This is a genomic window from Flavobacterium cheonhonense, assembly GCF_035671315.1.
In the GTDB taxonomy this organism is placed as follows: Bacteria; Bacteroidota; Bacteroidia; order Flavobacteriales; family Flavobacteriaceae; genus Flavobacterium; species Flavobacterium cheonhonense.
On sequence record NZ_JAXAVY010000001.1, the window covers coordinates 157,206 to 172,284 of the forward strand.

General features: G+C 37.9%; 15 protein-coding genes. 6 read left to right on the forward strand and 9 right to left on the reverse strand.

What is annotated here, in order from left to right:
• The first annotated feature begins 124 nt into the window (after nt 1–124).
• The 4 genes from SK086_RS00655 to SK086_RS00670 all read left to right on the forward strand — a co-directional run bounded on the left by SK086_RS00655 (nt 125) and on the right by SK086_RS00670 (nt 3,907).
• Nucleotides 125–496 (forward strand): BlaI/MecI/CopY family transcriptional regulator, encoded by a 372-nt coding sequence (locus SK086_RS00655; RefSeq protein ID WP_324688969.1) that lies wholly within the window; start codon nt 125–127, stop codon nt 494–496.
• Complete coding sequence (locus SK086_RS00660) at nt 493–2,256, forward strand: M56 family metallopeptidase (RefSeq protein WP_324688971.1); 1,764 nt, start codon at nt 493–495, stop codon at nt 2,254–2,256. Before SK086_RS00655 ends, SK086_RS00660 begins: the two co-directional genes overlap by 4 nt.
• A complete protein-coding gene (locus tag SK086_RS00665; RefSeq protein WP_324688973.1) occupies nt 2,257–2,688 on the forward strand; it encodes a hypothetical protein in 432 nt (143 codons plus the stop codon).
• A gap of 118 nt (nt 2,689–2,806) precedes the next feature.
• A complete protein-coding gene (locus tag SK086_RS00670; RefSeq protein WP_324688975.1) occupies nt 2,807–3,907 on the forward strand; it encodes a DUF4407 domain-containing protein in 1,101 nt (366 codons plus the stop codon).
• Between the two features lie 82 nt (nt 3,908–3,989).
• On the opposite strand, the gene SK086_RS00675 is transcribed toward SK086_RS00670, so the two are convergent.
• The 8 genes from SK086_RS00675 to SK086_RS00710 all read right to left on the reverse strand — a co-directional run bounded on the left by SK086_RS00675 (nt 3,990) and on the right by SK086_RS00710 (nt 12,366).
• The gene (locus SK086_RS00675) at nt 3,990–4,694 is read right to left on the reverse strand and encodes a PH domain-containing protein (RefSeq protein ID WP_324688977.1); all 705 of its coding nucleotides are present in this window, start codon (nt 4,692–4,694) and stop codon (nt 3,990–3,992) included.
• Nucleotides 4,695–4,745: 51 nt separating this feature from the next.
• The gene (locus tag SK086_RS00680; RefSeq protein WP_324688979.1) at nt 4,746–5,117 is read right to left on the reverse strand and encodes an MmcQ/YjbR family DNA-binding protein; all 372 of its coding nucleotides are present in this window, start codon (nt 5,115–5,117) and stop codon (nt 4,746–4,748) included.
• A gap of 9 nt (nt 5,118–5,126) precedes the next feature.
• Nucleotides 5,127–5,882 carry a cyclase family protein gene (locus tag SK086_RS00685; protein WP_324688981.1) on the reverse strand — a complete coding sequence of 252 codons (756 nt, stop codon included), beginning with the start codon at nt 5,880–5,882 and terminating at the stop codon, nt 5,127–5,129.
• Nucleotides 5,883–5,931: 49 nt separating this feature from the next.
• A complete protein-coding gene (locus SK086_RS00690; RefSeq protein WP_324688984.1) occupies nt 5,932–6,309 on the reverse strand; it encodes a GxxExxY protein in 378 nt (125 codons plus the stop codon).
• A gap of 50 nt (nt 6,310–6,359) precedes the next feature.
• Complete coding sequence (gene hemW / locus SK086_RS00695; RefSeq protein WP_324688986.1) at nt 6,360–7,493, reverse strand: radical SAM family heme chaperone HemW; 1,134 nt, start codon at nt 7,491–7,493, stop codon at nt 6,360–6,362.
• 38 nt (nt 7,494–7,531) lie between these two features.
• A complete protein-coding gene (locus SK086_RS00700) occupies nt 7,532–8,368 on the reverse strand; it encodes a DUF6252 family protein (RefSeq protein WP_324688988.1) in 837 nt (278 codons plus the stop codon).
• A gap of 81 nt (nt 8,369–8,449) precedes the next feature.
• Nucleotides 8,450–9,004, reverse strand: a complete 555-nt coding sequence (gene ruvC, locus SK086_RS00705) for a crossover junction endodeoxyribonuclease RuvC (protein WP_324688990.1) — start codon at nt 9,002–9,004, stop codon at nt 8,450–8,452.
• 101 nt (nt 9,005–9,105) lie between these two features.
• Complete coding sequence (locus tag SK086_RS00710) at nt 9,106–12,366, reverse strand: zinc-dependent metalloprotease (protein ID WP_324688992.1); 3,261 nt, start codon at nt 12,364–12,366, stop codon at nt 9,106–9,108.
• 148 nt (nt 12,367–12,514) lie between these two features.
• Here SK086_RS00710 and SK086_RS00715 point away from each other — a divergent pair, with 148 nt between their 5' ends.
• Entirely contained in the window at nt 12,515–13,441 is a 927-nt protein-coding gene (locus tag SK086_RS00715; protein WP_324688994.1) for a hypothetical protein, read from the forward strand.
• Complete coding sequence (locus SK086_RS00720) at nt 13,423–14,559, forward strand: glycosyltransferase family 2 protein (RefSeq protein WP_324688996.1); 1,137 nt, start codon at nt 13,423–13,425, stop codon at nt 14,557–14,559. Before SK086_RS00715 ends, SK086_RS00720 begins: the two co-directional genes overlap by 19 nt.
• A 26-nt stretch (nt 14,560–14,585) precedes the next feature.
• Here the strand turns inward: SK086_RS00720 and SK086_RS00725 are convergent, their stop codons facing one another.
• Nucleotides 14,586–15,062: a hypothetical protein gene (locus tag SK086_RS00725; RefSeq protein ID WP_290875411.1), complete on the reverse strand. Its 477-nt coding sequence runs from the start codon at nt 15,060–15,062 to the stop codon at nt 14,586–14,588.
• Nucleotides 15,063–15,079: the final 17 nt, after the last annotated feature.

Consider the following 15,079-nt stretch of genomic DNA (forward strand, 5'->3'; position numbering starts at 1 on the left):
CAATGCTGCAATCCCTAACGCAAACCTAGCTTACACAGACCAAAAATGTTAAAATTTACTTCTACAGTTGTAGAAATAAAATATTATTCTACATTTGTAGAGTTAATTCTAAATCCGTAGAACAATGCAACTCTCCAATGCCGAAGAACAATTGATGGAACATTTATGGAAACTGGACAATGCGTTCATGAAAGATTTACTCGAAGCGTATCCGGAGCCAAAACCCGCCACAACCACAGTCGCCACACTTTTAAAAAGAATGATTGATAAAAACTTTGTGGCTTATACCGAATTCGGGAACTCACGAGAATATTTTCCCTTGGTTAAAAAGTCGGATTACTTTTCAAAACACGTTAACGGATTGATTAAAAACTTCTTTAACAACTCGGCTTCGCAATTTGCTTCCTTTTTTACTACCGAAACCAATTTATCGGAAAAAGAACTGGAAGACTTAAAGAAAATCATCGATGTCCAACTTCAAAAAAAGAAAAAATGACCGACTTTCTAATCAAATCAACCGTCAGTTTACTGGTCTTTCTTGTCTTTTATCACTGGGTATTGGAAAGAGAAAAAACACACCTATTCAATCGGTTTTACTTATTGTTAGCGATAGTCATTTCGCTTGCAATTCCCTTTTTAAGCTTTGAAATCATTGAAGAAGTTCCGGTTACAACAATCACCGAACCTGAATTTGTGCCGATTCCGTTTTCTAACGAAAATATTGCAGTTGTGGAAACTATTGATTACACCTCAATAGCTGTATGGAGTTTGTATGGCATAATAACAATCTTATTAAGCATTCGTTTCGGAAAAAATATTTGGAAATTAATATCAAAATCGGACTCAAATCCAACGGTGAAATACAAAAATGCCACCTTGGTTTTGGTGGATGAAAAAACACTGCCGCATACCTTTCTGAATAACATCTTCATCAATTTCGACGATTACAACCAAAGAAATATAGAAGACGAATTGTACACTCACGAACTCGTTCACGTTACTCAAAAACACACTTTAGACATCTTGTTTATCGAGTTGCTCATCACCATCTTTTGGTTCAACCCGCTCTTGTATTTCTATAAAAAAGCAATCCAACTTAACCACGAATTTCTTGCCGACCAAAAAGTAGTTGAATCTTATAATAATGTTCCCTTTTACCAAAATTTACTCTTGCAAAAAGGAAACGGCAATCAAACAATTTACTTGGCCAGCAATTTGAATTACTTAGTAACCAAAAAACGATTAATTATGATGACCAAAAACACTACGAAAAGCGTAGCCTTCTTAAAAAAAACAGCCATTATCCCTATGCTTACCGGTATAGTATTTCTTTGCTGCGTTGATATTATAGCACAAGAAAAAATAGTTACAAAGGCTACTCCAAAAAACAATACAATTGATGAACAAGACTATTTTAAAGGTGTTCGCATCAGATACTATGAAAAATTAGTCAAAACTAAAAATGGGGCAAAGTATTCAAAAATCATCTTTGATAAAAAATATGAAAATCTTACCAAAAGTGAAAAAGAGGAAATTCAACTTTTCTTAATGATTCCAAAACCATTTGAAAAAAAATCACCCACTGCAAAAGAATTAAACGAATACAAGAACGCTAAGAAATACGCTATCTGGATTGACGGTAAAAATGTTCCTAATAAAGAATTAAACCAATACAAGCCTGAAGACATAGCCTATTTTTCCGGAAGTGTTATTTTGAAGAATGCAAGGACTAAAAAGCATCCGCAACCTTTTCAATATTGGTTTTATACACATCCCCATTTTGAAAAAGAAAAAATGGATAAGCCTATACCAAAATATCCGGGTAAAGAAATCGTTATTTGGAAAGAAGGCCGTACAAAGAACATTATGCTTTCGGATAAATCAGCCGTAAAAGCAACTACTATTACTGAGGTTCCAACAAAAAAACAAGAAAGTGATCTCTACAATTTAGCTGAACTAACCGAAAAACCTGAGTACCAAACCGGATTAGAGGCATTTTACCAATACATTGGTTCTAACTACAAAATTCCTGAGGAAATCTCCACCAAGAAAATCAGCGGAAAAATATTTGCCAGCTTTATTGTAGAAAAAGACGGCACTTTATCCAACATCAAAATTCTGCGCGACATGGGTTACGGTACCGGAGAAGAAGCGAAAAGAGTGTTAGAAAATTCACCAAAATGGCTGCCGGGAAAAATTGACGGAAAACCGGTAAGAACCATGTACAGTTTACCCATTGCCATAAAATCAGAGTAAATGAATTTCAGATTGCTTTTTTTCGCGTTACTACTTTTATTGATTTACAGTTGCAAAACCAATCAAACCATCAACCATCACCGGGAAGGTAAATGGGTTTATAAGGACACGGTGAACGGTATACTGCTAAAATCAAAAGGACGCTATAAAAAGAGTATAGAAATTAAAACTTGGCGTTATTTTGAAAACCGAAAACTAGTTAAAAAAGAGCAGTACAAAGACAGCATTTGTAACATCACCACTTTTGACCACAAAGGCCGAATAACGGCCAAAGGCCAATCTATGATGGTGGAAGAAGCCGATGGAACGCACTGGTACATCATAGGCGAATGGATTTTTTACAACGCTAAAGGTCAAGCCATTGGCGTAAAGAAATACCAAAAAGGAGAACTCATTTCAGAAACCTCAATCGAACCCAGCCCGCAACCTTAAGCGGGTTTTTTTGTTAAAAATCAACACCTTACAATAAACCCAAGCTTTTGGCGTTATATTTGTATAATCATCAATCATCACAATCATCCGGACCCGTTTCGGACTTAAATCAATCATCATGTTAAAACGTTTTTTCCTCCTGTGTTCGGGTGTTGATACCCACATTGTGAACTCTTGTTCCAATGGCGAACAAAACAAATACGCAGGCATAGGCGCCACCGTATTTTTCACCGCAGTCATGGCTTTTATAGCCGCCAGTTATGCGCTTTACACCGTTTTTGACAATCTTTACACCGCCGTTTTCTTTGGCTTGGTTTGGGGATTTTTGATTTTCAATTTGGACCGATTCATTGTTTCAACCATCAAAAAAAGAGACAGCTTTCTGGATGAATTTATTCAGGCATCACCGCGAATTGTATTGGCTATCATTATAGCAGTAGTCATTTCAAAGCCTTTGGAAATCAAAATTTTTGAAAAAGAAATCAATACCGTTTTATTGAAAGAAAAAAATGAAATGGCGATTGCCAATAAAAATCAGGTCGCCAATTACTTCAAGAGCGATGTAGATAAAAACAAGGCGGAGACAGACAGTCTGAAGTCGGCCATCACCCAAAAAGAAAAAGAAGTAGCTGCGTTATACAATGCTTATATCACTGAAGCCGAAGGTTCTGCCGGCACCAAAAAAATGGGTAAAGGACCAATTTATAAAGAGAAACGAGCCGCTCATGATGTTGCAGTGAAACAACTTGATTCGCTAAAAATAACCAACGCGAAAATAATCGCCGAAAAAGAAGCCCGAAGCAAAACCCTGCAAGCCGACTTAGACAAAAAGGTCTCCGAAAGTCAGCCTATAATTGACAATTTTGATGGTTTGATGGCGCGCATCAACGCCTTAGGCAAATTGCCTTGGTTGCCGTCGTTCTTCATTATGTTGTTGTTTTTAGCCATAGAAACTTCTCCGATTTTTGCCAAATTGTTATCTCCAAAAGGCGAATACGATTTAAAGCAAGAAGACGCCGAAATGAGTTTGAAAAACATTTTAGCACAAAACCGCTACCAAAGCGAGTTACAACAAAAAACCGATGCCGACATATACGACAAAGTGTACGCCGACATTCGCGATGACAAAGAGGTTTACCAATACAAGAAAAAAGGGGCCATTGAATTGCTTAAACTACAAGCCGACGGTTTTGTAGCCAAGCAGAAGAAGTCGATGTAATAAAGGGATCAGTGAAAAGAAAAAAGGGAATAGTTAACTATATTTTTAACTATTCCCTTTTATTTATTACTAATTTCTTAGCTTACATATAGCTCAGGATTTCCTTCTTCAAAGCATCGTATTCGCCTTGCAAGATCAATCCGTTGTCAAGTAATTTTTTGTAATTGCTGAGTTTTTCGAAGAGTTCGTCTTGCGACAATTCAGCCAAACCGGAACGATCATCCGGGAATTGTTTTTCGTCACGGTAACCGGATTGCGCTACCGGAATAATCTCGGCAAAGTCGGTTACTTCTTCAGTGGCCACTTCTTCCACTATCTCAGCCGTTGCTATTGGGGTTTCTATTACTTCCTCCACTTTAGGTTGTTCTTGAACTACCGGTGTCACTTGTGGATTTTTCAACAAATCTAATTGTTCTTTGGAGAAAGTGTAGAGTTTTCGTGCCTGATTTTTAGGCAAATAATCTACGGTATGCGTTAAATCGGATTTGGTGGTAAAAGTAAAATCGGCACCCAAAATACCTTCTTTTACAAAGCTGGCTTCAATATCATCCCAATCGTAATCGATGAATTCCATAGACAAACCTAAATTTTTAGGCTTGCAAAGGATGATTCTTTTGTTGGTTACCACTATGCTGTCGGGAAACATGTTTACCGCCGGCTTTTTTTGTACGGCGATGTAACCTACTTCTTCATTGCTCATCAAAAGATTATCCAATTTAGCGGTGATTTTCTCAATCGCTTTGGGATCTTGGTCTTCGTTTAGTATTTTCTTTAAATTATCTAACATGGTAAAAAATTTCTAAGATTTTGTATTGCTATCGCTTTGCAAAAGTAATGCCTAATTCTCGTTTTGAAGAATTTCATTTTGAATTTTTTTGGTCAAACTTTTGAAAACCAAATCGTAAGAATGATTGATGAGTTCACACATCATTTTATCGGAAACATCACTGTGAAATGCAATGGTATTCCAGTGGATTTTACTCATATGATAGCCCGGATTGATGGCATCATATTCGGCTCGAAGCACTTCGGCACGTTCCGAATCACATTTTAAATTGAGGGATGGTGTGTTGTTTTCCCATTCTTTTAAAGAAGTCAGGCAAAACATTTTCCCACCTACCTTAAACACCAAAGTATCTTCATCAAACGGGAAATGTTCGGTGACACCTTTTTTGGAAAGGCAGAATTCGTAGAGTTGTTGGATATTCATGATTTGTGTTTAGTCTTCAATTTTGTATAAAATCGGTTTACTTGGTGAAGCATCGTTTTCAAAAGAAACTATTTGCAGGTTCAAAATATAGTTACCGTCTTGCACTTCTTCGTTTACATAAATCATTTCTGTAATAGTGCAATCCAATCGAGCATCGGGGTTAAGATGATTAACGTCTTGTACATTCCAAAAGGCTTTGTGTGCTAACAATCGGCCTTCGTCTTCTTCCCTATCAACACTGGGCAAATCAATCAGCAAATGTTGGATTCCGATTTCTCGGATAAAAGTCGCTGCGTCTTCTGACAAATATGGTGGATTGGTGTGTGAATAGTTTTTGTGTTTTTTACTCTCTTCGTTCGGCAAGGTGCGAATAATAAGTGCTTCCGGAGTTTTCCCGTTTAAAGCATTAACAATTTGAAATTTGGTGATGATAAAATCGTCTACCACACTTTCGGGCGCCACTGTAATCAACTCCGCCGAAAAGAAAAACTGTTTCAAACATTGGTTGATGCTGTAAAAAGCTTTGGTAATGTGGCCTAAACATTCGGTATGCGTGCCATGTCCGTGCGGATTAAAAAAGATGTTGTTAAAATTGGTGGAACTGCCTTCCGACACTTTCCCTACCCAATTACCAAATTTCACCGGCTCTATTACCGGTTTTTCAATATACCAGGCGATAGGATTGTCCTCCGTATTGGTTAACGGAATGGAAATATCAATGGGTTTTGATAAGTCGATTTGATGGTGGTTTATAGTCGCTTTCATAGGATTTAACCGCAAAGTTCACAAAGAATTACGCGGTGTTCGCGAGGGATTAAAGATTATTTACAATTCTTTTTATTCCGTTTTTTATTAATAATACATTAAAATTGATTAGCAATCCTAACTTACAATTTGTCAATTTCAAATAGGTTAAGAGTTGTGCAAAATGAACATCATTCAATGTCTCAACAGATTTAACTTCTATAATCAATTTGTTTTCTACAATAATATCAATTCTATAACCAACATCGAGCTTAACCTCTTCATAAACAAGCGGAAGTGCTTTTTGCTTCTGAACATCTAAACCATTTTTTTTTAACTCATGAAACAAACACTCTTCATATGCGCTTTCTAAGAGCCCGGGACCTAATGCTTGGTGAACTTTTAAAGCACAATCAAATACAACTTTAGACAATTCATTTTCTGTCATAATCTTCTTGGCGTTCTTTGCTTATCTCTTTTGCGCTCTTTGCGGTTATATCATTCCAAATTTAGCAAAAATAAATCGGACGCAATTCCGTCACTTAAAAACTTCCCTCTTTTGGTGGTTCGGATAATGTTATCGTCTACAAAAAGCAAATGGTCTTCTAGGTATTTGGCGGCATGTTGTTGTAAATAATTACGATAGTTGACACCGAATTCGTTTTCGATTCTATCCAAAGAAACACCCCAAATGGTGCGCAAACCGGTCATGATATATTCGTTGTAACGGTCGGTTTTGGTTAAGGTTTCGATTTCAATCGGCAATTCGTTATTGGCCAATGATTTCAGGTAAAGCGAATTGTTGGCAATGTTCCAACCACGCTTTTCTCCGTCATAACTATGCGCCGAAGGTCCGATGCCGAGGTACTTTTTGCCCAGCCAATAACTCGAATTATTTTTGGAGAAATAGCCTTCTTTCCCAAAATTAGACAGTTCGTAATGTATGAAACCGTGTTCTTCCAAAGTGTCGACCAACAAATGAAAATGCTCTTGCGCCAAATCGTCATCCAGCGGAGCAATCACCCCTTTTTGAATGAATTGATGTAAGGCAGTCTTTGGTTCAACGGTCAAAGCGTAACTCGAAATGTGCGGAATGTTAAACGACAAGGCCGTTTGAATGTTTTGCAGCCATTTTTCGCGGCTCATTTCGGGCATCCCGTAAATCAAATCGATGGTAATGTTGTCGAAATACTTTGTGGCAATTTCCAGGCATTGCTTGGCTTCCACTACATTGTGCGCGCGATTCATCAGCTTTAAATCGTCTTCAAAAAACGATTGGATTCCGATACTTAATCGATTGACTTTGTTTTGCGACAAGGCGATAATACGTTCTTCGGATAAATCATCGGGATTGGCTTCAACCGTAATTTCGGGATTTTCAGTAACATTATAATGCTGAAACACTTCCTCAATCAACCATCTTAAATCAGCAATCTCCAATATACTGGGAGTGCCACCACCAAAGTAAATGGTTTCCACAACCTCATCCTTAAACTCGTCTTTTCGCATGGCGATTTCGTTCGCCAAAGCCGCAACCATTTCGTCTTTCTTCTTCAGGGAAGTCGAAAAGTGGAAGTCGCAGTAATGACAAGCTTGTTTGCAGAATGGAATATGAATATAAATGCCAGACATAAGTCTGGCAAATATATTCAATCTATAAGACTTTGTATTTAGAAATTGGTTTTAAAACTACCGTTAGTCACCTGAATCACATCAGCCGAATTGGATGGATTGGTAGCCGTTAAACTAAAGGTGCCTTCGATGACACGAATACCAAACAGCGGAAACGAATTGGACGTTACTGTTACCGTTCCTGTTGTATTGTATTCAGTGTATGAGAGTGTAGTAGTATTAAATTTTGCCAATTGCATTTTATTCATGCTGCTTGTTGTAAAGGTGTACGTTCCAGTGGAGATATCTTCGTCAACAAATTTCATGATAATTTGGTTTTCATCGTCACTGATAAATTTTCTATCAATATTACCAAAGCCATTGTCCCAAAATGAAGTTTCATACCAGTCATTGCTTCCAATTTTACATTTCAACCCCAATCCGTTCAATAATGGTGTAGTAACCAAGTACGGCAAATCAAAAGTACCGCTAACTTGTCTTGTATCAGAATTCAGATCGTTTTCATCTGCATAAAGTGTACCTGAGAAAGAAACCTTAACCCTTCTGGTATTTTCATTAACCGAAATAAGGTTAAACGTAAAATAGTTTGATTTATAATGTTCATAGGTTTTAAAAACCTCAAATTCTTGCCAATAACTAAACTCTCCTAAGTTGCCGTATTTGTTAAATTCAATTTGCAATGATTCATCATTAGGAAGATCGGCAGTCATTACAAAAGTATCTTCGCCTCTTTGAACGATAGGCGAACTTAAGACAACATTTGTTCCGTTGACAGACATACTGGCTTCATCAGAAGAACTTCCGCCACTATCAGAGGAACATGAAGCAAATGCAAGAATAAGCATAAAGGAGCTTACGATTTTAATCATTTTCATAAAAGGTTGGTTTAAAGAGTTAAAGTATAAATATATAATTTTTTTAATAACTCTAAAAAAATGTGGTTTTTTTTACAAAAATTATTTAGTCACTCTATTTTCATTCTGTTTTACAAAAGCATCCCAGCCGCTATAGTTTTTTCCGACGGTAACTTTTCCGGAGTTGAAAAAATGGCAAACCGCAGCCGCTAAACCATCGGTAGAATCCAGATTCTTTGGCAATTCTTTTAAGCCTAACAATTGTTGCAGCATTTTGGCAACTTGCTCTTTGCTGGCGTTTCCGTTGCCGGTGATGGCCATTTTGATTTTTTTTGGCTCGTATTCGGTAATGGGAATTTGACGCGACAAACCGGCCGCCATGGCAACGCCTTGTGCCCTTCCTAACTTTAACATCGACTGTACATTCTTCCCGAAAAATGGCGCTTCAATGGCAATTTCATCCGGATGATGGGTTTCAATGAGTTCAATAGTACGTTCAAAAATGACCTTCAATTTAGTGTAATGATCATCATACTTGCTCAGTATCAATTCGTTTAACTGAAGAAATTCCATCTTCTTGTTAATCACTTTAATTAATCCGAATCCCATAATGGTCGTTCCGGGGTCAATGCCTAATATGATGCGTTCGTTGCCCAAAATCTATAGTTTTTGTTTGGTAAAAATAGGAAACAAAATGAAGCTTTCCATAAAAAAAGGCCGTTTAAAAAACGACCTTTCTTATCTGGATACTTATTCAATTATTGTTTGATGAATTTTTTGGTAAGCTCATTTTTACCGTCTTTCACTTTCACCAAGTAAACGCCTGATTGTAAATTAGCCAACTGAAGATTTTCATTGAAGAATCCGTTATTGGTATAAACATTTTGGTAAATCTGTCTTCCTCTGATATCAAAAATCGCTAACTCGATAGGTTCGTTAGACGTTGAATTGAATTGGATATTGAAATCTCCGTTGTTTGGGTTCGGATACAAACTGAACGCTGAAATAGAACTTTCCTCAACACTTAACGGCACAGCGGTTGTACTGCACAATCTTAAACTCCAGCTATTAATAGTTCCACCATCTTGATTGAAAGAATCTAACACTCTTAAAGTCCAAGTCCCGTTCATGTTTTGCCCGTTGAAAGCCGATAACGATTGGAACGGTTGTATAGTTCCGCTGATAGCAGGATTGGTTTGACAAACTAAAGCAGTTCCTGAATCATCAAAAGTGGCATTGATATTCAATAAACTATCACTTACACACGGCTGAGCCACTAATTGCACTTGTGTACCGGTTGGACTGATTAAGGTAATCGTCATGTCGTTCACCCAAGTGTGGCTTATGTTTACAGTTACATTTACATCTGAAATTGTATTGGTTGAGGCAACGTTTAAAGTTGAATTTACCGTTACGTTTGCCGTAGTTGGAATAGTAATAGGCACATTAGTTGAAGTGAAAACCGTACAATCAGGTAATCCGGTTTTAAATAAATTGGCTGTACTATAATTCCCTACACAAGCATTATTTTTCGGCAATACTCTCCAAACATAGTTGGTAGCATCCGCCAAACCTGTTACATCATAAGAATTAGTAGTAACGGTAGCTGAAGCTACAATATTGGTGAAATTATCATCGGTGGCCACTTGAACATCGTAAGCTGTGGCATTCGCATTTGCCGGCCAAGTTAACGTTAAAGTAGTTGGAATTCCTGTTTGCAAATGAGCAGGATAAGTTAGTGTTTGGGTTGGGAAATTTGCATTGAACAACTCCAAGTAAAAAGGAGCCGTTTTAGTAATCGAACCTGAAGTAGCTGTTACTGTCATGGCATAAAAACCCGGTGTAGCAGCGCCAGTATTGTTAATGGTTAGAATAACGTTTCCGTTGGCTGAAACAGTACCGGGAGAGAAAGTTCCTGTAGTTCCGGCAGGTTGCCCTGAAAGTGCTAAATTCACTGTTCCGTTAAATCCGCCAAAAGCAGTATATGGAATCGTATAAGAAACAGAACTTCCGGTGCAAATTTGTTTGTTTTGTTGCTCTGCTACTCCATTATAGGCTATAGCAAAATCAACCGCTGGTGCTACAATAGAAAAGTTAGCATTAGAAATATCATAAAAAATATGTTTGTATCCTTTTACCATAATACGGTTAGTAGTACCAACATTATTAGGAACAGTAATCACTTCGGAACCGTCATTCGGCACTTTACTGGCCAATTGTATCGGATAAGTAAATCCACCGTCAGTAGAAAGGAAAACATCTACATATTGAGCATTAACTCCATTGGCCGTAGTACCGGCAACATCCCAAGTCACAGTTTGGTTAGAACCTACTGCCCAACTTACAGCGGTATTAGGCGTTGAAACTAAAAAAGGCCCGGCCACAGCATCTACAGTAACCGTCATATCATCAGAATTGGTTTGTCCTGAACCGGCAAAATTATCTCTAACGGTTAAGACAAAATTTAAAGTTCTGGCAACAGAACTCAACGCTTCTACAACAATATCCGTTCCTTGTGTTGTAGATTGGTTTGCTACGACGCGAGCCAAAGTCGGGAAATAGCGTTGCGGAGAAGAAACGGGATCATAAGAACGCCAATTGGGTCCACCCGTTTTAGTTGCAGAAGCCGCACTGGCAGCGCCTGTTTGTGTAGTAGCGGTATCGTTTTGCTCCCAGCAATAGGTCAGAGCATCTCCATTACCGTCCGAAGCCGTTCCGGTTAATACAAAAGGCGTACTTTTCGGAATCGTATAATCTAGACCGGCATTAACTAACGGTGTAATATTGGATAAAGTCACTCTGGTAGGACAGGTTTTGCCAAACATATTGTCTTGAATTTGCTTTATCGAGGCGTAAACAAAGTAATCATCTGAGTTAGGCTGTACGTCACGAGTAGTAATTCCGGCATAACCCATAATGGTTGATCCTGAACCCGGTTCTACATTCACGCCCGAACCTTCCACATTGTGGGAAAAGGTGTGGTTCCCACCAAACTGGTGACCCATTTCGTGCGCTACATAATCAATGTCGAAGGTATCTCCCATCGGTACACCATTAGAAGGAGAAGTAATACCGCTTCCTTTACTGCCATCTTCACAAACACAACCGATACATCCGGCATTTCCGCCACCACCGGTTGAACCAAACATGTGACCAATATCATAATTATCTTCTCCAATAATGTTGGACAATGTAGTTTGCAACTGACCATTCCAGTTACCCATAGTAGTATATGGGTCTGTAGAAGCATTGGTAAAAATCACCAAGTTATTGTTGGCGATAATGTTCATGTGGATAGACAAGTCTTTTTCAAAAACACCATTCACACGTGTCATAGTAGCATTCATAGCGGCTAAAGCACCGGCTACTGTTCCGCCGAAATATGTTGTGTACTCGGCATTACAAGACAAAGCTAATCGGAACAACAACAATTCACCCGAACTTGACATAGGCGTTTGCACATTTTGTTGTCTTTGCAAACTGTGGGCAACGGAACTGTCAACTGTTGAACAAGTAAATGGTAAAGCTCCTTTTTCACGGCTGGATTCATAAACGGCATAAACCGAACCATCAGTTGAATAAGGTTCTATAAATTCATTTCTTTTGTCGGTTCTGAAAATCATGGCTTGCATACCGGAATCATCTATACTCAATCGAATTTGCGCTTTTTTGTCATCAACTCCAACACCAATATAAGATCTGATGTTAGGAAATTGAGCCTGTAATTCGGGAGCAAAGTTGGAAAACTCAAACATTTGAAATCTTTCAACGCCGCCGTTTACATTAGGGATGGTCACAACGGTATTGGATTGACTCGAAGTTAAACGATTTGGAGCCGTTTGCAAGGCCGACTTTAAAGTACTGATTTCAGTAGCAAAAAGTTTAAAATCTTTTGGAAAATTAGAGCGCTCCACTTGCTTTAACGGTGTCAAATTCTGCGCTGATACCTTTTCCCATGAAGTTTGTTGGGCAAAGCCAATGCTGTGCAACAACAAGAATAAAATGGTAATTTTTTTCATTACTAATTGTTAGTTTTTTGAGTTTGGTTTGTTAGTTTTTTATAGACCGTAAAAATATATTATTTTTTGTAAATCAATTTATTAGATTCAAGTTTATACCATTTTATTTTTCATTGGAATCTTTTCAGGATATCCGTTACTTTGTGAAATGAAAAAAGTATTACAAAACAAAGCCTTTATAACAGCCGTAAAGCTGATTATAGTGTTGCTTTCGTTTTACTTTATATACAGCGAACTTCACAATAATGACCAATTAAATTGGAAAAAATTCTTTGAATTGCTTGATCGAAAATGGAGCATTTCAGGTTTGTTATTCTTGTTTTCTTTTAGTGTAGCCAATCGGTATTTGGAAATATTAAAGTGGCAAAATTTAGTTGCTTTCATTCATCCTATTACTACAGGTGAATCTGCCAAACAAGTGCTTAGTGCTTTAACGGCCGGAATTTTTACCCCTAACGGATTGGGAGAATATGCCGGAAAAGCATTGTATTTCGAGCAAAAGAAAACCAAAAAAATCATATTCCTCAATTTGATTTGTAACGGCATTCAAATGATTATAACGATATTATTCGGAACAATTGGATTATGGGTTTTGGGATATAACTTCTGGGTTTTGACCATTATTGGCATTTGCCTACTGTTTATCGGTTTGTCTTTTTTAACCAAATCCATTAAAATCAAAGGATATTCCATCGAAAAGCTACTGACAAAAATCAATGAAATCCCAAAAAAGATTCATCGTAAAAATATGCTGTTAGCGGTTGGTCGCTACTTGGTTTTTTCCCACCAATATTATTTTTTATTTCTCGCTTTTGATGTAGATTTACCTTATCTAACCTTAATGGCTTCGATAGCTACGGTGTATTTTTTAGCGTCGTCATTGCCGAGTTTTCAATTTTTAGACTTTGCGGTTAAGGGAAGCGTTGCGCTCTTTTTCTTTGAAAAATTGGGTGTAAACGAATGGGTAGTAGTTTTTATTGCCACACTAATGTGGTTTTTGAATGTAGTTTTACCGGTAGTAATAGGCAGTTATTTTGTCTTAAAATTTAAACCGAAATGGAAATCTTTACCATAATCTTGTATTTGATTTTAGCCCTTTATGTTGTCCTGATGGTTCAATTGATTTTGGGCTACAACAAAGTCAAATCTTTTAAAACCTTTGCAGCGGCAGCGCCTAAAACGGCATTCACCATTATAGTCCCGTTTCGTAACGAAGCGAGAAATCTTCCGAAACTATTGGCGTCTTTCTCCAAACTGAATTACCCGCATGAGTTGATAGAGATTATCATGGTAGATGATTTTTCGACCGATCTTTCAGAGCGAATTTGTATCCGTTGGCGCATGGAATACGACACCATAGATACAACATTATTGGAGAATTTACGGTTAACCGATTCTCCCAAAAAAGATGCTATAGCCCGCGCAATTCCCATCGTAAAACACAATTGGATTATCACCACGGATGCCGATTGTACCGTACCCAAAAATTGGTTGTTAACAATAGACGAATACATACAAAATCACCAACCGGAAATGATCATCGGGGCAGTGACTTATACTACCAAAAACAATTGGTTCCATCAGTTTCAGCAACTGGATTTATTGAGTTTACAAGGCACCACCATCGGAAGTTTTGGGCTTGGCAAACCCTTTATGTGTAATGGCGCCAATTTGGCCTATACTAAAAAGTTCTTTACCGAGTTAGACGGTTTTAACGGCAACCAAAACAGGGCAAGTGGCGACGATGTCTTTTTGCTGCAAAAAGCGGTAAATCATTCCCCTGAAAAAGTGCACTATTTAAAACACTCGCAAAACATTGTCAAAACCAAACCCGAAAATGATTTGTTTAATTTCTTCCAACAACGGGTTCGTTGGGCAAGTAAAACGACAGGCTACCAAAGTACTTATGCAAAGCTTCTGGCAGTGTTAGTATTCTTGATGAATTTAGGTTTGGTTGTTGGTTTGTGGTTTGTGGTTTGTGATTGTTTGGAGGCAAGTATTTGGTTAGGTGTGTTTTCGGCTAAGTACTTAGTAGATTATGCCCTGTTATACAAGGCCAACCGATACTTACGCAAAGGCCGATGGCTTTTACCATTAGCTTCCGCTGCGGTTTATCCATTTTACGCCAGCTTAGTTGGGATGTATTCTTTATTCGGAGGTTTCTCTTGGAAAGGCAGAAAATTTAGCCGATAAATTCTAGTCTCTCGCTAAACTTAAACCTATTCTTGCTTGATAATTACCGGAAGGACAAACTGTGTTTTTACCGGTATACCTCTTTTAATCGCCGGATTTACTTTGGGAAAATCAACTAAGCGGGCACGCAATATACTGTCGATTTTAATGGTATCGTAAGCCACAGAATCTTTAGGAAATTCGGGTTTAAATTCTAAAGTAGCATCAGGTAAAACAGTGACTCTCACTTCGATGGTATCCAATTTAGGAAACATCGTTGCCAAGGTATCAACAGCCAGTTTTTGTTCAATAGTAGCCGTTAAAAAATCGAAGAAACATTGCTTGCGCAGATTGGCATCTGTCAGGGTTTCACAATCGCTAACCGATGGATATTCATCCACTTCTTTCCAATTGATTTCTTTCAGTTGTTGCTCAAGCAATTCTTGTTCGGAAGGCACTTTCTTCTCCAAATATTGGCAAGAAAAACAAACGGTTAGTAATGCTAAAGCCAGAGCTCTTTTCATGTATGAATTGAATCGAT

What these genes read in the sequence shown, in the direction of transcription:
- SK086_RS00655 (WP_324688969.1), top strand. Translation starts at nt 125, where the DNA reads ATGCAACTCTCCAATGCCGAAGAACAATTGATGGAACATTTATGGAAA.
- SK086_RS00660 (WP_324688971.1), top strand. Translation starts at nt 493, where the DNA reads ATGACCGACTTTCTAATCAAATCAACCGTCAGTTTACTGGTCTTTCTT.
- SK086_RS00665 (WP_324688973.1), top strand. Translation starts at nt 2,257, where the DNA reads ATGAATTTCAGATTGCTTTTTTTCGCGTTACTACTTTTATTGATTTAC.
- SK086_RS00670 (WP_324688975.1), top strand. Translation starts at nt 2,807, where the DNA reads ATGTTAAAACGTTTTTTCCTCCTGTGTTCGGGTGTTGATACCCACATT.
- SK086_RS00675 (WP_324688977.1), bottom strand. Translation starts at nt 4,694, where the DNA reads ATGTTAGATAATTTAAAGAAAATACTAAACGAAGACCAAGATCCCAAA.
- SK086_RS00680 (WP_324688979.1), bottom strand. Translation starts at nt 5,117, where the DNA reads ATGAATATCCAACAACTCTACGAATTCTGCCTTTCCAAAAAAGGTGTC.
- SK086_RS00685 (WP_324688981.1), bottom strand. Translation starts at nt 5,882, where the DNA reads ATGAAAGCGACTATAAACCACCATCAAATCGACTTATCAAAACCCATT.
- SK086_RS00690 (WP_324688984.1), bottom strand. Translation starts at nt 6,309, where the DNA reads ATGACAGAAAATGAATTGTCTAAAGTTGTATTTGATTGTGCTTTAAAA.
- hemW (WP_324688986.1), bottom strand. Translation starts at nt 7,493, where the DNA reads ATGTCTGGCATTTATATTCATATTCCATTCTGCAAACAAGCTTGTCAT.
- SK086_RS00700 (WP_324688988.1), bottom strand. Translation starts at nt 8,368, where the DNA reads ATGAAAATGATTAAAATCGTAAGCTCCTTTATGCTTATTCTTGCATTT.
- SK086_RS00710 (WP_324688992.1), bottom strand. Translation starts at nt 12,366, where the DNA reads ATGAAAAAAATTACCATTTTATTCTTGTTGTTGCACAGCATTGGCTTT.
- SK086_RS00715 (WP_324688994.1), top strand. Translation starts at nt 12,515, where the DNA reads ATGAAAAAAGTATTACAAAACAAAGCCTTTATAACAGCCGTAAAGCTG.
- SK086_RS00720 (WP_324688996.1), top strand. Translation starts at nt 13,423, where the DNA reads ATGGAAATCTTTACCATAATCTTGTATTTGATTTTAGCCCTTTATGTT.
- SK086_RS00725 (WP_290875411.1), bottom strand. Translation starts at nt 15,062, where the DNA reads ATGAAAAGAGCTCTGGCTTTAGCATTACTAACCGTTTGTTTTTCTTGC.